The organism is Streptomyces malaysiensis subsp. samsunensis (assembly GCF_024519315.1).
Classification (GTDB): domain Bacteria; phylum Actinomycetota; class Actinomycetes; order Streptomycetales; family Streptomycetaceae; genus Streptomyces; species Streptomyces malaysiensis.
The window spans coordinates 1-613 of the sequence record NZ_JANIIC010000253.1 but is presented as its reverse complement, the minus strand read 5'-3'; the positions used below and the strand labels follow the sequence as shown (position 1 = coordinate 613).

1 protein-coding gene is annotated in these 613 nt (G+C 70.6%); it reads left to right on the top strand.

What is annotated here, in order from left to right; all coding sequences use genetic code 11:
• The coding region (locus tag NQU54_RS48755; protein WP_257636680.1) for a transposase at positions 1-613 on the top strand (613 nt) is incomplete at both ends.

The following is a 613-nucleotide window of genomic DNA, read 5'->3' as shown; positions in this document are numbered from 1 at the left end:
CGGACGCGGCCTGGCTGGCCCAGCTCGGCGCCCACGGCCTGGTGCGGCCCTCCTTCGTGCCGCCCGAGCCGGTCCGTGAACTCCGGGACCTGACCCGGGCCCGGACCACCGCCACCCGTGAACGCGGCCGGGTGGTCCAGCGGATGGAGAAGCTGCTGGAGGACACCGGCATCAAACTCTCCGCGGTCGCCTCCGACATCATGGGCGTCTCCGGCCGGGCCATGCTCGAAGCCCTCATCGCCGGGGAACACGATCCGCAACTCCTCGCGGACCCGGCCAAGCGCAGGCTCCGCAACAAGATCCCCGAACTGACCCAGGCCCTGACCGGGCGCTTCCGCGAGCACCACGCGTTCCTGACCCGCCTGCATCTGGACCAGTACGACCAGCTCACCGCCATGATCAGGCGACTGGACAAACGGATCGAGAAGGCGATAGCCCCCTTTCGAGGCGCCCTGGACCTGCTCGACACCATCCCCGGGACCAACCGGGCGGTCGCCGAAGTGATCATCGCGGAGACCGGCGGGGACATGAGCCGGTTCGCCTCGGCCCGTCACCTCGCCTCCTGGGCCGGGGTCTGTCCCGGCCACCACGAGTCCGCCGGCCGCACCAAGAA